Here is a 14,912-nt window from a genome sequence, read left to right as displayed (position 1 = left end):
TCGCGTCAGGCAGAAGTGAGAGTGCTGAGCGCTCGTGCGAGGTACGTGTCCATTTCCAGCAGGTAGAAGAGATGATCCTTGACCGGTTCGACGTTGGGAGTGGTCAATGGTGTTGTTCGAGCGGCGTATCGAAGACGCTCGCGCACTGGATGATTCTCGATGAGGTTCGAGTCAAGGCACCCAAGTGCCAACGCAAGCGCCGAAAGCTCGTAAGGCTTGGCGATCCTCTCGTCCCTCTCAAGCCGGGCGATGCTGGATTGAGAGATGTCAGTTAGTTTTTCGAGTTCTCGCTGAGACAAGCCGGCCAGATCACGGTATTTTCTGATTCGCGTCCCGGTTGTCATGTCATTCTCCCCAAAAATTCGCCCGGATTGAATCAGGGCAGCTGCATTTGATTCAAGCGTAGTACACATCCTTCTGGAGCATCTACCCCCTGCCTCCCATCGAGCAGCGATCGCGCAAGCGTCAGAGAGGGTTGTATGCGTTGGCAGCTGTGACCGCTCAGCTATCCCTTGTCGGTCGTCTAAATCTCGCTGAAGTCCTGTGCTCGTTTGTGGAGATTCAGCGTATTAAGGATCTTGTCCTGGGCATCGATCAGCGAATTCTTGGCGAACCGGATTTGCGTTAGCCCTGCAATGTTGGAGGGCTCGCTAGTTCCTTCCTCCAAAAGAACGATCGTTCGATCTATCCCTAGCGCTCCTTGGCAATAACCGAGTTCGTGGACGACGTTTTCACGGGCTCGCATGGACCCATCGGCCATTTCATCTTCACCAGTCATTACGACCAAAGCGACACTGCTTGACCGAATCATTTTGTCGACGACGAACAGGGTATGGGTGCCGGCACGCTCGGACGACTCGAACGCTTCGACATTAAAGCCGTGCACTTTGCTGAACATCTCGTATAGGTACTTCCACTGAGGGTCTGAGCCGTGCCCGATGAAGACTTTGAAGGGGCGTTGCGTCGCAGCGAGTCGGCTGGCATCGACCGTGGCGGCCAGGGCATTTTTTGCCACTGCCCCAATTCGCTCGATAACAGCGGTGGCAGCGTCGATCGACACGTCGCATCCCCACTCAGAGATTTTCAACTTCAGCTGTCCCCAATAGCCCCCGTTGTAGCTAGCCGCCACTAGTTCGGCACTGTCACAGTTGTCGATCCTCTCCAACGGCAGATGCTCTCCCAAAGCATCAAATTCGTGCACCACACCGCTGAGTTCTTTCAGTTTCCTTATCTGCATTGAAACCTCGCCACCAGCGGCAATAGCGTCTTTCGCCTCTTCGATATGACTCCGGCCCAAATGGATCCCGGTTTCGTTGTCTTCTTGAACACGGAGGAGGTCACTTTGCGCTACCTCCACGGCGATCGGGCGAATGCCCTCGATGATCCGACGAAGGCTGGCCGCGTCGACCTTGGCCGCAGGTATTGAGAAATCGAACTTGGACATACTTCGGAGACTAGTGGCAGCTCCGCCCGGCACGAGCCCAGTCAGATAGAACCGATTGCCCGGTTGAAGCTGGTATCTATGTTCGCGCCTGAAAAGCGGTCCCTAACTGGTAGATCGCCCACCCCAGCTCGGGTAGTGACGCGCCGTCCAATGCTCTCCTTCAGCGCGATGGCGGCTAGCGCCGCCCAGGGGACAGATGCTGCCCGCGAATGTACATCGCGACGAGCTTCCCGCCGGGCAGCTCCGCAGTAGATGGAGAAATCATGGCTAAGCACAAACAGCAGCAGTCATCGCCTGTTCAGACCGTACTCATGCGGATACTGAGAGCCGTTCAGACTGTGTCTTATTCCGTTCAGATGCCAACAAGCGCCAGGGCGATGCCTGGCTGTGCTTAGCCTTTCCGCTGCCCCGGTACCCGGACGGCGTCATGTCGTGCACTTTCTTGAACTGGCGGGCGAAGTAGAAGCTGTCGGGGTAGCCGGTGGCGGAGGCGACCGCGGCGATGGACTGGTCGGTGGTGTCCAGGAGTTCGCGGGCCCGGGCCATCCGTAGCTGGGTTTGGTATTGCAGGGCGGGGTAGCCGATTCAGCTCTTAACGAGGGCGGCGAAGTGGGAGCCGCTCAAGCGCGACATGGCGGCGAGCTCGGCGACGCTCACGTGGTCGTCGATGTGGGTGCGCAGGTATTCGGCGGCGCGGTCGAGGCTAGAACCACACAACAGTGGGTCTGTTTTCAATTGCCAGAAGTGGCCCTGTTCTCCGTCTCGCCAATAGAGATCGTGATCCGACCGCACTCTAGATCTGGCCAGTTACCGTCCGCGTCCGGTGTGGGGGCCGGAATCGACTTCTCTGCTTCCCATAGGAGGATCGCTGAGTATGCCGTCGGATGGAACACTTCATCGAAAGGAGCCACCAGCCCGCCTGCAGAGACCTTGCGCGGGTTGCGTTTCTTCTTGCGCACAATCTCCAATTTTCGCCACCGCGGATAGACAAACGGGAAGATAACAAGCACCACGACCATGCCGGCGATCACAAAATCCATGAGCCCTCCCCATCCGTGTCTCCGAAGCACAATGCTCGATTCGAACCAAAGCTAACCGCCAGTTGGCGGTAACACATCCCCCGGCCGGTGGAACGCGGCCAGTCACGTGTCCGCAGGGCTACCGGCTCTCGGGCACTGAGGCACGCGAGCTACGCAGTGCCGTTAAGTGAGGACTGAAGGGATCGGACGTTCTCTCCGAGAACACCAGAGGCAAGTAGCCCAGAACCGAGCGGGCCGGACGAATCCTCCCCGAGGAGTGGCAGTTGTCGGAGTGCGATCTTCACGGCCTGACTCATGTTGGCCAACTGCCACACAATCTCAGCTGCACCTCCGCCGTCGGGGGCCGCCAACTGGGCCGCTTTGGCCGCGTAGGCAGCAGCGCCGAGAGCGTGCGCGCCCATATGCGCGACACCGGATGCTTGGCCGGCCGCCCAGGCTGCAGCTTTGCCAGCGGGGGATGCGGCAACCTGGGCGCCACGGCCCGCGACGAAGCGCCGACGAATCTCGCCTGCCGTGTCCAACTCTCCGCGGGCGAAAGCCCGGGCGCGCTCGATTCCATCCCGTGCTCGCTCGTCGCCTGGCGCCTCGTGCTCGAACAAGGACAGAACGCGTTCAGCGCAATCCGCGGCCCAAGCGGCGACGACTCGGCGGTCGTTCTCGCTCAATGATTGTGGGGAGAGCATGCTTCATCTTTGCACTTGGTCTAAGAATTGGATCGGCTACCGAGACGACAGGGCAGCGGCACTGCGGGCATGGTCAGTAAGCCTTGCGTACACGTACACGTCCGGGGCGGCCATCTGGCGACGGGAGGGCATCGGCTTGGGCTCGGAGTCGTTCAATGTGTCTGGCGGCCTGCAGGCAGGGTCCGCGAACGGTGGATGCTTCGAGCACCGCCTTCGGCTCTCCAATGCCCTCACCCTTCATAAGGGAGTGAACGTTTAGAGGGTTAGGTGATTAGCGCCTGCGCCCGTTCCCGAAATCTCTACCTCGGAGGTGCGCGGGCGTGCAAACATGTAGGCGCCAGCGAACTGGCTCGAGCGGTGCACAGACCCATTCTCGTGAACTGTCCGAAAGCGGATGGCCCGGGGCTGTCCGCAGCCGTCGCTAATCTATCCACATGACATCATTCGCGGAACGGCAGGGCTATCGCGCGGTCCGCTCCATCACTCAAACAGACGCGCTTGATGAGCAAACACGTACTGAAATCTGGAACGTAACAAACACCCTTCGCACCGTCCTTAATGACCAAACGCGAAGGTACCGGAGCAAAACCTGTGACCACATATTGAGCGCAGTCTGGACTTGGGAGTTCAGGCGACCCGCCGACGAGCAGCCTTCGGATTCCGCAGTGTGGTCACGCATTAAGAGCACGATTCTCACCGAGGAATGGTTTGATGCGCTTGACTTGGTCGAGGCAATCGTGGGCTACGTTAAACGATTTGAGGACCAGTACACCCAAGGCGCCGTCCCAGCTATTGTTGGCGCCTTCAACGATCGATTTGAGCGATTCCTGGTTGAGTATCGCTTCATCGGATTGGAAGTCACGCCAATAGCCAGTAGCGCAGAGGCCGGGGCTGTCACAGGTGCACTCGATGCAACGGCGGCCTTCAACGGAGCACGGCATCATTTAGAGCGAGCAGTGGAACTCCTCGCAGATCGCCATAATCCTGACTTCCCTAACTCGATCAAGGAATCGATTTCGGCGGTCGAAGCTGTCTGCGTTTCGGTCACAGGGGAACACACTTTAGGCTCCGCTCTGAAGCGACTTGAGGTATCAGGCGTCAGTATTCACCCGGCATTAGCCGTTGCGTGGTCGAAAATGTATGGGTGGGTGTCAGACGCCGATGGAATCCGGCACGGAAGCATTGAGGCGCCGGATGCGGACCAAGCACTTGCCAAGTACATGCTCGTAACCTGCTCCGCGTTCGTCTCCCACGTGATCGAAGTCGGGCGCAAGGCTGGCCTGATCTGAGCTGATCTTGAAGGGAAGCAAGCCGGCGCGAAACCATAAATCTCGATCGCGCCGATTCGGCGGGCTTCAACCCTTCCGCTGCCCCCGATACCCGAACGGCGTCACCCCGTGCACCTTTTTAAACTGGCGGGCGAAGTAGAAGCTGTCGGGGTAGCCGGTGGCGGCGGCGACCGCGGCGATGGATTGGTCGGTAGTGTCCAGGAGTTCGCGGGCGCGGGCCATCCTTAGCTGGGTTTGGTATTGCAGGGCGGGGTAGCCGATGCGGCTCTTGAAGAGGGCGGCGAAGTGGGAGCCGCTCAGGCGTGACATGGCGGCGAGCTCGGCGACGCTCACGTGGTCGTCGATGTGGGTGCGCAGGTATTCGGCGGCGCGGTCGATGGCGGCGTAGCGGCCGTCGCCGGTGGAACGGTCGGAGGCGAGCAGGGCCATCAGATGCCAGGCGGCACCCGCGGCGGCGAGCAGGCTCGCGGTGGTGGTGTCGCGCTCCATCGACTGCAGCACCTCGGCGATCAACGCCACCACCCGGTACACGTCCGACGGGGTGCGGATCGGGGCATCCGGCGTCATGCCGGCCGCGGTGAGGAACTCGGGCAGGTCGCGGCCGGTGACGTGCAGCCACCAGAGCGTCCACGGGGTGTCCTCGTTCGAGCCGTATGAATGCGGATGCCCCGGCGGCAGGATGATCACCTGGCCGGCGGTGACCGGGAACCGTCCGGCCGGTGTTTCGCACCAGCCGCCGCCCTTGGCACACACGATGATCACCGCCTGCGAGATCGGTGTTGAGCGCACCCGGCCGTGCGAGTGGGCTTCGGGGAAGTAGCCGCAGTCGGTCACCACCAGGTGGGAGGTGCCGGGCTGCTGCAGGGCCTCCCGCACGCGGGGGCGGGGGAGCACCAGCATGCGCTGGCCGGGGAAACCGTCGGCGATCGTCATTCGCTCAGTGTGACGGTAAATCAGCGTTTCGTCCAGAAAGCCCGGAGAAATCTCCTACGCATCCGCGAAAGCACCTCATAATCTTTCAACATGCTCAATGCCGAGAACGACTTCCCCGCTACGCCTGACCTCGTGATTCCGCCCATCAGCGGCGAGACCACGGTCACCGATGGGGAGTCGACGATTGAGCTTCCGCCCGTTCCGGCAGAGTTCGCCGGCGACAAGGTCGCGGCCTGGTCCGAGCCCCTGATCATCGATACCTACCTCCCGGTGGAACCGGAGGACTACCCGGCCTTCCTGGAGAACCGGGTCTACCAGGGCTCCTCGGGCAAGGTCTACCCGCTGCCGTTCCACGAACGGATCGAGCAGGAGAAGCGCCCGTACGCCTGGGACGCCATCCACCTCGAGAACGAGTGGGTGCGCCTGGTGATCCTGCCGCAGCTCGGCGGCCGCATCCACATCGGCTACGACAAGGTGGCCGACTACGACTTCTTCTACCGCAACAACGTGATCAAGCCGGCTCTGGTTGGCCTGGCCGGCCCGTGGATCTCGGGCGGCGTCGAGTTCAACTGGCCGCAGCACCACCGGCCCGGCACGTTCCTGCCCACCGACTGGGAGATCGAACGCGAAGCCGACGGCGCCATTACGGTCTGGTGCAGCGACCACGACCCGATGAACCGGATGAAGGGCATGCACGGCATCCGCTTGCGCCCCGACAGCTCGGTGGTCGAGGCCCGCGTGCGGCTCTACAACCGCACCGACGCCACCCAGACCTTTCTCTGGTGGGCCAACGTGGCCGCCGCCGTGAACGACGACTACCAGTCGTTCTTCCCCACCGACGTGGAGTTCGTCGCCGACCACGCCAAGCGCGCCGTCGCCACCTTCCCCGCCGTCGACGGCCACTACTACGGCGTCGACTACCCCGCCCAGGTCACTGCCGAGCGCCCCGACGGCGACCGGCTCGACTGGTACCGCAACATCCCGGTGCCCACCTCTTATATGGTCGTGGCCACCCAGGACGACTTCTTCGGCGGCTACGACCACGGCCTCGAGGCCGGCTTCGTCTACTGGGCCGACCACACCGTGGCACCGGGCAAGAAGCAGTGGACCTGGGGCAACGCCGAGTTCGGCTGGGCCTGGGACCGCAACCTCACCGACGGCGACGGCCCCTACGTGGAGCTGATGGCCGGTGCCTTCACCGACAACCAGCCCGACTTCAGCTTCATTGCCCCCGGCGAGACCAAGACCTTCAGCCAGTTCTGGTACCCGATCACCCGCATCGGCGCCGCCCACCAGGCCTCCCGCGACGCCGCCGTGCGGCTCGATGTGACCGCTGGTGCGGACGCTGGCACCACCGTGGTGATCGGCGTGGCCGCCACCCGGGTCGTCGCCGGCGCCACCATCGAGGTGACGGATGCCGGCGGCCGCGCGGTCTTCACCGCCTCCGCCGATCTCGCTCCTAGCCAGGCCTACCGGCACGAGCTGCGCCTCGATGGCGGCTATCGCGCCAGCGAACTCACCCTCACCGTGCGTGACGGCGACACCGTGCTCGTCACGTGGACCCCGCGCGATCCCGCCGAGGACACCGCGACCCCAGCCCCGGCCACCGAACCGGCCGACCCCGCCAGCATCGCCTCGATCGACGAACTCTTCTACACCGGGCAGTACCTCGACCAGTACCGGCACGCCACCCGCGCTCCAGAGCCGTACTGGGAGGAGGCCCTGCGCCGCGACCCCGGCGACGTGCGCTGCAACGTGGCCCTGGCCGCCCGGCGGGAACGCGCCGGCCGGCACGCCGACGCCGAGGCGCACCTGCGCACCGCCATCGACCGGCTGCTCGCCCGGGTGCCCAACCCCGCCGACGGTGAGGCGCACTACCGACTCGGCATTACGCTCGTGCACCAGGGCCGCGACGCCGAGGCCATGGACTACCTGGCCAAGGCCACCTGGAACGACGCCTGGCGGGTGCCCGCCGGCCACGCCCTGGCCCGGCTGCACGCCCGTGCCGGCGACCTCGCCGCCAGCCGCGACGCGCTGCTCGAACTGCTGCGCCACAACCCCGAACACCTACAGGCCAACGCGCTACTCGCCCTCGCCCTGCGTGGCAGCGGCGCCGTCGCCGAAGCAGACCGGGTGCTCGCCGAGCAGCTGGCCCGCGACCCGCTCGACCAGTGGACTCGGCACTTGGCCGGCCTCGAGCTGTCCACCGACGCGCCCACCTTGCTCGACGTGGCCCTGGAGTACGCCGAGACCGGGCACACCGACACCGCGATCGAACTGCTGGCCACTGCCGTGAGCGCCTCCACCGACACCGCGCTCGGCCAGGTGCAGGTAGCCCCCCTCGCGCACTACCACCGCGCCCGGCTGCTCGACGCGGCCGGCCGCACCGACGAAGCTGCCTCCGCCCGGCAGGATGCCCGTGCCGCCGACTCCCGGCACTGCCTGCCCTCCCGGCTCGCAGACGTCGCCGCACTCGAAGCGGCCCTCGGCGCCGACGGCACCGATGCCCGCGCCGCCGCGCTGCTGGGCTCCTGGTATTACGACAAGAAGCGTTACACCGACGCCATCACCGTCTGGCAGGCCGCCGCCGAGCACGCTCCGGATGCCCAGACCGCCGCGCTCGTGCACCGCAACCTGGGTATCGCCGCCTACAACGTGCAGCGCGACCCGGCCGCCGCACTCGAACACTTCGCCGTCGCCGTCGGCCACGCGCCCCAGGACGCCAAGCTGCTCTACGAATACGACCAGCTGCTCGCCCGCACCGGCGCCACCCCGGCCGACCGGCTCGACCGTCTCGAGGCGCACCGGCTGCTGGCCGGTCGCCGCGACGACCTCACCGTGGTGCACGCCGGCCTGCTCACCGCCGTCGACCGAGCCAACGAGGCGCGCGAGCTCATGCTCGGCCGGGTGTTCCAGCCCTGGGAAGGCGGCGAAGGCCAGGTGCTCCTGGCCTGGCAGAACGCCTGCACCGCCCTGGCCGAGCAGGACCTCGCCGCCGGCGAACCGACCGCCGCGCTGGCGCACGTGCACGCGGCGATCACGCCGCCAGAATCGCTTGGCGAGGCGCGGCATCCGCTCGCCAACTCGGCCGATCTGCACTGGCTGCTCGGCGAAGCGCTGCTCGCGGCCGGCGACGAGCCGGGCGCCCGCGCGGCCTGGACCTTGGCCGCGCACGCCACCGGCGACTTCATCGACATGACCACCCGCCGGTTCAGCGAGCAGACACTGTTCTCGATTCGTGCCCTGCGCCGTCTCGGCGACCACGTTGCGGCGGATACGCTCGTTGACGAATTCGACGACTACCTCGTCGAGCTCGCAGGCACGCCCGCCCGCGTCGACTACTTCGCGACATCGCTGCCAGCGATGCTGCTCTTCCACGACGATCCCCAGAGCGTGCACGACACCTACGTGCACACCCTGCGCAGCAAATTGGGCGAACTCACCGCGAGTTCAACCGCTTCGGCCGTTTCGGCGGCCGCCCCTCACCGGCAGTGACGCCGATGAGCAACCTAGGGAAGAAGGAACACAGCATGAACGTAATCAGTAGGAGCTCAACCCGGCAGCGACGCCGCATGGGCGCTCTCGCCGTCGCCGTGATCGCGATCGTGGGGCTCAGCGCCTGTTCGTCGGGCATGGAGACCACCGAGGGACCGGCCGCGGCCGGACCCAAGAGCGGCAAGCTCACCATCGCGTACCTGCAGAAGCAGGGCGACCAGCAGTACTTCGTCGACCAGGCCGACGGCGCCAAGGCCGCCGCAGCCGAGCTCGGCGACGTGGACATCAAGGTGGTGAACCTCGGCACCGACTCGAACAAGGCCATCAGCGAGCTCGACTCCGTGATCGCCCAGAAGGTGGACGGCATCGTCATCGTGGTGCCCGACCAGCAGATCGGCCCGCAGGTGATCGAGGCCGCCAAGGCCGCCGGCATCCCCCTGATGGCATCGGACGACATCATCGCCGATGCCAGCGGCACCGAGGCCCCGTTCTCCGGCTTCGACGGCACCTCGATGGGTGAACTCGTCGGTGGCGAGGCTGCCCGCCTCTACGCAGAGGCCGGCTGGACCGCCGCTGACACCCGTATCATCTCCGCGTACAAGCAGGACCTCACCGCGTGCACCCAGCGCGTCGAAGGTGCCGCTGCCTCGTTCGGTGACGCCGTGTCTGACATGCCCGAGGTCGTCGACATCGGCACCGACAACTCCGCTACGGATGCCCAGAACAAGGCCGGCGCGATCATCACCGCCAACGCCGGCGTGAAGAACTGGGTGGTCTGGGGTTGCAACGACGAGAGCGAGACCGGCGTCGTGACCGCGCTGCAGAACTCCGGTGTGGCCCCGGCCAACATCATCGGCGTGGGCCTGGGCGCGTACCTCACCTGCAAGGACTGGGCCGCTGGCCAGGACACCGGCAACAAGGCGTCGCTGTTCATCTCCGGCGCCGAGGTGGGCAAGGCCGCCATCAACTCGATGGTGGGCCTGCTGCGCGACGGCACCGCACTGCCGCCCGTGTCGATCGCCAACACCGAGATCGTGAACGCCGACAACTGGGAAGAGAAGGGCGTGGTCTGCACCTAGGCCGACCTGCTCCGCTCGATTGAGCAACCGTATGTGAGTCACGGGGCGGGGACGATCCGTCGCCCCCGCCCCGGTGCTCGTCGCTTCACCCCGTGTCACCCCTGCTGTCCCCGCACCTCAGCCATCCGGCTACCCGAAAGGCACATCCAGCCATGGTCAAGACAATCGCACCGGCGGCATCCGGCATCGACCCGGCGCCGCCCGGCACCGTGATGCTCAGCGCCACGGGCATCGAGAAGAGCTTCGGTCCGGTGCGCGCGCTGCAGGGCGTGCAACTCGAACTGCGCGCCGGCGAGGTCACCGCGCTGATGGGCGAGAACGGCGCCGGCAAGTCCACACTGCTCAAGATCCTCACCGGCGACCTGCAGCCGGATGCCGGCACGCTCACCCTGGCCGGCACCGAGGTGCGCTTCACCGATCCCCGGCAGTCCCGGCTCGCGGGCCTCCGCGTGATCGCCCAGGAGCCCGAGGTGCTGCTGCACGTCTCGGTGGCCGAGAACTTTTACGTCGGCGCCATCGGCCGTCAGGGCCTCATGTTCAACCGGGCGGCCCTGCTCGCCCGCGCCGACTCAGACCTGCGCCGTTACGGCTTCGAGAAGGTGATCCGCCCGGAGACCCTGGGCAGCGCCCTCTCGCCCGCGCAACGCCAGATCGTGGAGATCATGCGGGCGCTGGTAGACAGCCCCTCGGTGATCTGCTTCGACGAACCCACCTCCTCCCTCGGTGACGAAGAGGTCGTGATCCTGTTCACGCTCATCCGCCAGTTGCGTGACGAGGGCGTGGCCATCGGTTACGTCTCACACCGCATGCAGGAGATCTTCGAACTCTCCGACAACATCACCGTGCTGCGCGACGGCAAGTTCGTGGGCACCAAGACCACCGCAGACACCAACCACGACGACCTGGTGCGGATGATGGTGGGCCGCGACCTGTCCCAGTTCTTCCACCGCGACCCTGTCCTGCCGGGGGAGACCGTGCTGGAGCTCCGCGGCGTCACCAATAGCCACGTCACCGATATCCACCTCGAAGTGAAAGCCGGCGAGGTCGTCGGCGTTTCCGGGCTGGTCGGCGCCGGGCGCAGCGAACTGATGAAGACCATCGTCGGCGACCTCCGCGTCGACAGCGGCGAGCTGCTGATGGGCGGCACCACCATGAGCTTCAAGGCCCCGGCGGATGCGATCGCCGCCGGCATCGGCTTCGCCCCCGAGGAGCGCAAGGCCGAGGCCCTGCTGCTCAAGCGGTCGGTGCGTGACAACGTGGCGCTCGCCCGGTTGCGCAGCCTGAGTCGCTGGATCTTCGTTCGCGCCGCCGACGAGAAGGCGCTCGCCGCCGAGTACATTGCCCGGCTGGGCATCCGCACTCCCTCCAGCGAACAGCTGGTGGGCAACCTCTCCGGCGGCAACCAGCAGAAGGTGGTGCTGGCGCGTTGGCTGGCCACGCATCCGCGCCTGCTGGTGCTCGACGAACCTACCCGCGGGGTGGACGTGGGCGCCAAATCGGAGATCTACGCGATCATCGACGAACTCGCCCAGGCCGGTGTGGCCGTGCTCGTGGTCTCCAGCGAGCTGCCCGAGGTGATCGGGCTCTCCGACCGCATCTACGTGATGGCCGGTGGCCGTATCACCGGCGAACTGGCCCGCGACCACGTCACCGAAGAGCAGATCCTGGCGCTCGCCATGGACGAATCAGCCGCCGACCCCGATCTCAGCACCTCCCTCTCATGAGCCGCCCCTTGGAAAGGAGCACTCCGGTGCCCACAACACAGTCCACCGCGACACTGCGGTCGCAGCCTCCCATCGAGACCGGCGCCCGACCGGGCGTCTTCCGGCGGGTGCTGGAGGTCGTGGGAGTGCAGAACATCTCCCTGCTCATGGCCATCGCACTGGTCGTGGCCGTCATCGGCAGCCAGAACGCGTTGTTCTTCACCGTCGGCAACCTGCGCGTGATCGGCACCGCGATCGCGATTTCCGGGCTCCTCGCCGTGGTGCAGACCATCGTGATCATCATGGGCGCCCTGGACATCTCGGTGGGCTCGATCGCAGGCCTCACGTCGGTGTCGTCGGCCATGATCTTCACGGCCACCGGGCCGTTCCTCGGCGTGGTCGGGGCTGTGGGAATCGGGATGCTCTGCGGCCTGCTCAACGGCTGCATCATCGTGTTCGGCCGGGTCAACCCGGTGATCGCGACGCTGGCTACCCTGGCCGCCTACAAGGGCGTGGCGCAGCTCATATCAGACGGCCGCGCCCAGGGCTACACGGGTGCCGACGGTTTCTTCGTCTTCCTCGCGCGCGGTTCGATCCTGGGCGTGCCGACGCTGATCCTGGTGCTCGTGATCATCGCCCTGCTCGCCCACGTGGTGCTGCGCTACACGAGCATCGGTCGCAACATCTACGCCGTCGGCGGCAACGACATCGCCTCCCGCCTGGCCGGCATCAACATCAACCGCTACCTCATTGGTGTCTACGTGGCCACGGGGGCCGTTGCGGCCATCGCCGGGGTGCTCATCACCGCCCGCACCGGGTCGGGCCAGCCGGTCTCCGGTTCGGAGGGGCTCGAGCTCGAGGCCATCACCGCCGCTGCTCTCGGTGGTGCGGCGCTGAAGGGCGGCAAGGGCACCATCGCCGGCACCATTCTGGCGGTGATCCTGCTTGGTATCCTCACCAACGGCATGACGCTGCTCGGCGTCAACTCGTTCTGGCAGAACGTGGCCAAGGGCGCCCTGCTCGTACTGGCCGTGGTCATCCAACAGCTGCGCTCGGGCGAACGCCGCATCGGCCTGCCCGGTTGATCCAGTCGGTCAGCGGCGGCGGCATCACCGTTGAGGTCGATGTCGCCGACGGTGCCCGCCTCACTAGTCTCACCTCCGGCGGTCGGGAGTGGCTCGCCCTCGGCGGCCCCCGGTTGCCGGGGGTGTTCGTACAGCCTGGGAGCGGCGGGTGGGATGAGGTGGTTCCCACTGTTGCCGCCTGTGTGTTGGCCGACGGCACGGCCTGTGCGGGCACTGAACTCCCCGACCACGGCGACGCCTGGCAGACCTTGTGGTCGCTCGACTCCCACGACGACACCCACCTGCAGACCAGCGTGCGGCTGGCGAGCCTGCCGATCACCTTCACGCGGCGCATCGAGGCCACCAGCACGGGCATCCGGCTGGGCTACACGGCGAGCACGGATGCGGCGGCGCCGGTGCCGTTGGCCTGGTGCGCGCATCCGCTCTTCGCCGCGGATGCCGGCACCCGAATTGTGCTGCCCGAGTCGGCACCCGCGCTCATCGAGGAGTACCCGCGCCGGGGCAGGTCGGGGGACTGGCCGAGCGCGGTGGGAGCCGCCGCGATCAAGGCCTTCGCTGCGGAGCCGCAGTCGACCGCGTCGGTCGTGCACGGCAACGGCGACACCCTCAACCTGAGCTGGGACCCGGTGCTGCTGCCCTACCTCGGCCTGTACTGGGACGGCGCCGAGTTCACCGACACACCCGTCGTGGCGATCGAACCGTCTACGGCCTTCGGTGACTCGGCAGCGCGAGCCCTGGCCGAGGGCCGCATTCGGATGCTCGGGCCCGGCCGGCCGTTTCGCTGGTGGCTGACTGTCGCGGTGAGCAGCTCCCGCTGACGAAGTCCTCGGAGGAACTTCTTGCCGTCGGCACCCGAGTGGTGCGAATGTGAGTGTGTGATCGGCGTCGTTCGCGGGTTAGGTCACCTGGTTTCGACAAGCTCAACCAGCGAGAGAACCAGCTCAACCAGCGAAAACCAGCGAGACAGGCTTGACCGGCGAGGCGGGGGACGTCTCAGATTGTGGAGAATCCGATATGCGCACACTCACTGCGGGCCTCTTCTACTCCGTCGACGGGGTCGTGGAGTCGCCGAACCTTTGGCAGTTCGACAGCTTCGATGCCGAGATGAGCGAGGAGATGGGCGCCATGATGAGTCGCGTCGACACGGTGCTTCTCGGCCGGGCGGGCTACCAGGAGTGGGCCGAGTACTGGCCGAAGGCCGCCGCTGACGACCCGTTCGGCGGATTCATCAACTCGATTCCGAAGTTCGTCGCCTCCCGCACCCTCACCGGGGATCTCGACTGGCAGAATTCCCAGCTGATGGATGCGCCGCTGGAGGACTTCGTCACTGCGCTCAAGCAGACTGAAGGCGGCGAGATCAGTGTCATGGCCAGCATCTCGTTGGTGCGGCAGTTGTTGTTCGCCGGCCTGCTGGACTCGTTGACTCTGATGATGCATCCGGTGGTGGCGGGGCAGGGCCGGCATCTCTTCGAGCCCAGCGATCCCGCCACCAAGCTGGTCCTGCAGAAATCTCGCTTGACCAGCAAGGGCAACACCATCCTCAGCTACGGGCTCCGTATCGACTAGCCCGACAGGCGGGCATGGTTGGATGGGTGCGAGAGGCGGTGCCCATGACTACAGCCGTATCGACCCGTGAGGTATACAGCAACGCTTGGATGACCGTGCGGGAGGACGTGGTGCGCCGGCCGGACGGCTCCACGGGCATCTACGGCGTCATCGACAAGCCCGACTTCGCCATCGTCGTGCCGTTTGTCGACGGTGGGTTCTGGATGGTCGAGCAGTTCCGGTACACCGTGGGGCGGCGCGCGTGGGAGTTTCCACAGGGCTCCTGGCCCGGTGCGAACGACGGCAGCCAGGAAGACCTGGCGCGGGCCGAACTGCAGGAAGAGACCGGGATGCGCGCCGGCGAGGTGCGGCACCTGGCGCATTTCTACAGCGCCTACGGGCACAGCAGTCAGGGCTGCGATCTGTATCTGGCCACCGAGCTGACGCCCGGGCCGCCGGAGCGGGAGGTCACCGAGCAGGACATGGTGCACCGCTGGTTCAGCGAAGAGGATTTCCGGCGGATGATCCGTGCCGGCGATATCGTGGACGCCGCGACCATCGCGGCCTACACCTACGTGCTGCTCGACCGGCAGGCCTGATCAGCTCCGCATACCGA

Annotated in this window: 15 protein-coding genes; 8 read left to right on the top strand and 7 right to left on the bottom strand. The window is 65.7% G+C overall.

Annotated features, from left to right (window positions below):
• Positions 1–5: 5 nt before the first annotated feature.
• The 6 genes from E3T61_RS04815 to E3T61_RS22260 all read right to left on the bottom strand — a co-directional run bounded on the left by E3T61_RS04815 (position 6) and on the right by E3T61_RS22260 (position 3,167).
• Positions 6–344 carry a helix-turn-helix domain-containing protein gene (locus E3T61_RS04815; protein WP_166793144.1) on the bottom strand — a complete coding sequence of 113 codons (339 nt, stop codon included), beginning with the start codon at positions 342–344 and terminating at the stop codon, positions 6–8.
• Positions 345–523: 179 nt separating this feature from the next.
• The gene (locus E3T61_RS04810; protein WP_134639754.1) at positions 524–1,444 is read right to left on the bottom strand and encodes a TIR domain-containing protein; all 921 of its coding nucleotides are present in this window, start codon (positions 1,442–1,444) and stop codon (positions 524–526) included.
• 309 nt (positions 1,445–1,753) lie between these two features.
• On the bottom strand, positions 1,754–2,014 hold the full coding sequence (locus tag E3T61_RS04805; protein ID WP_255455651.1) for a helix-turn-helix transcriptional regulator: 261 nt from the start codon (positions 2,012–2,014) through the stop codon (positions 1,754–1,756).
• Between the two features lie 15 nt (positions 2,015–2,029).
• Positions 2,030–2,161 (bottom strand): AraC family transcriptional regulator, encoded by a 132-nt coding sequence (locus E3T61_RS04800; RefSeq protein WP_134639752.1) that lies wholly within the window; start codon positions 2,159–2,161, stop codon positions 2,030–2,032.
• 14 nt (positions 2,162–2,175) lie between these two features.
• On the bottom strand, positions 2,176–2,484 hold the full coding sequence (locus E3T61_RS04795; protein ID WP_134639751.1) for a hypothetical protein: 309 nt from the start codon (positions 2,482–2,484) through the stop codon (positions 2,176–2,178).
• 149 nt (positions 2,485–2,633) lie between these two features.
• Positions 2,634–3,167 (bottom strand): putative immunity protein, encoded by a 534-nt coding sequence (locus E3T61_RS22260; protein ID WP_134639750.1) that lies wholly within the window; start codon positions 3,165–3,167, stop codon positions 2,634–2,636.
• A gap of 434 nt (positions 3,168–3,601) precedes the next feature.
• Between E3T61_RS22260 and E3T61_RS04785 the strand changes: the two genes are divergently transcribed.
• The gene (locus E3T61_RS04785; RefSeq protein WP_134639749.1) at positions 3,602–4,456 is read left to right on the top strand and encodes an AbiJ-NTD4 domain-containing protein; all 855 of its coding nucleotides are present in this window, start codon (positions 3,602–3,604) and stop codon (positions 4,454–4,456) included.
• Positions 4,457–4,522: 66 nt separating this feature from the next.
• Here the strand turns inward: E3T61_RS04785 and E3T61_RS04780 are convergent, their stop codons facing one another.
• Complete coding sequence (locus E3T61_RS04780) at positions 4,523–5,389, bottom strand: AraC family transcriptional regulator (protein ID WP_134639748.1); 867 nt, start codon at positions 5,387–5,389, stop codon at positions 4,523–4,525.
• Between the two features lie 90 nt (positions 5,390–5,479).
• Here E3T61_RS04780 and E3T61_RS04775 point away from each other — a divergent pair, with 90 nt between their 5' ends.
• The 7 genes from E3T61_RS04775 to E3T61_RS04745 all read left to right on the top strand — a co-directional run bounded on the left by E3T61_RS04775 (position 5,480) and on the right by E3T61_RS04745 (position 14,895).
• Positions 5,480–8,884: a tetratricopeptide repeat protein gene (locus E3T61_RS04775; RefSeq protein ID WP_134639747.1), complete on the top strand. Its 3,405-nt coding sequence runs from the start codon at positions 5,480–5,482 to the stop codon at positions 8,882–8,884.
• A 35-nt stretch (positions 8,885–8,919) separates the two neighbouring features.
• Complete coding sequence (locus E3T61_RS04770) at positions 8,920–9,963, top strand: substrate-binding domain-containing protein (RefSeq protein ID WP_198418637.1); 1,044 nt, start codon at positions 8,920–8,922, stop codon at positions 9,961–9,963.
• Positions 9,964–10,115: 152 nt separating this feature from the next.
• Complete coding sequence (locus tag E3T61_RS04765; RefSeq protein WP_198418636.1) at positions 10,116–11,687, top strand: sugar ABC transporter ATP-binding protein; 1,572 nt, start codon at positions 10,116–10,118, stop codon at positions 11,685–11,687.
• A 26-nt stretch (positions 11,688–11,713) separates the two neighbouring features.
• Entirely contained in the window at positions 11,714–12,751 is a 1,038-nt protein-coding gene (locus E3T61_RS04760; protein ID WP_198418635.1) for an ABC transporter permease, read from the top strand.
• Positions 12,748–13,569: an aldose epimerase family protein gene (locus tag E3T61_RS04755; RefSeq protein WP_134639746.1), complete on the top strand. Its 822-nt coding sequence runs from the start codon at positions 12,748–12,750 to the stop codon at positions 13,567–13,569. Before E3T61_RS04760 ends, E3T61_RS04755 begins: the two co-directional genes overlap by 4 nt.
• A gap of 196 nt (positions 13,570–13,765) precedes the next feature.
• On the top strand, positions 13,766–14,317 hold the full coding sequence (locus E3T61_RS04750) for a dihydrofolate reductase family protein (RefSeq protein ID WP_134639745.1): 552 nt from the start codon (positions 13,766–13,768) through the stop codon (positions 14,315–14,317).
• Between the two features lie 44 nt (positions 14,318–14,361).
• Positions 14,362–14,895: an NUDIX domain-containing protein gene (locus tag E3T61_RS04745; RefSeq protein WP_134639744.1), complete on the top strand. Its 534-nt coding sequence runs from the start codon at positions 14,362–14,364 to the stop codon at positions 14,893–14,895.
• Positions 14,896–14,912: the final 17 nt, after the last annotated feature.

It is taken from the genome of Cryobacterium lactosi (assembly GCF_004403945.1).
GTDB lineage: Bacteria > Actinomycetota > Actinomycetes > Actinomycetales > Microbacteriaceae > Cryobacterium > Cryobacterium lactosi.
The sequence above is the reverse complement of the archived record's forward strand: the minus strand, read 5'-3'. Positions and strand labels throughout refer to the sequence as shown.